We start from the raw sequence: 444 nt of genomic DNA, 5'->3' as shown, positions 1-444 counted from the left end.
TCCAGGAAGCCAGCCAGTTCGATGATTTTCGCTTCCCACTCTGCTTCGCCTTCCAGCGCTTTCAGAGCAGAACCACGAACGATCGGCGTGTCGTCGCCCGGGAAATCGTACTGAGACAGAAGTTCACGAACTTCCATTTCTACCAGTTCCAGCAGCTCTTCGTCATCAACCATGTCGCATTTGTTCAGGAACACGATGATGTACGGAACGCCTACCTGACGACCCAGCAGGATGTGCTCACGAGTCTGCGGCATCGGGCCGTCAGTCGCAGCAACAACCAGGATCGCGCCGTCCATCTGCGCAGCACCGGTGATCATGTTTTTAACATAGTCGGCGTGGCCCGGGCAGTCTACGTGTGCGTAGTGGCGAGTCGGGGTGTCATATTCAACGTGAGAAGTGTTGATGGTGATACCACGAGCTTTTTCTTCCGGCGCGTTATCGATC

Annotated in this window: 1 protein-coding gene; it reads right to left on the bottom strand. The window is 55.2% G+C overall.

Annotated elements, in window-relative coordinates:
- Positions 1 to 444 (bottom strand): GTP-binding protein (locus KQJ18_RS24430; protein ID WP_253297574.1); only part of this gene is annotated, 444 nt, incomplete at both ends.

Origin of the sequence: Citrobacter sp. S55_ASV_140, assembly GCF_018919505.1 — a bacterium.
GTDB lineage: Bacteria > Pseudomonadota > Gammaproteobacteria > Enterobacterales > Enterobacteriaceae > Citrobacter > Citrobacter werkmanii.
This window is presented reverse-complemented; position numbering and strand designations above follow the sequence as displayed.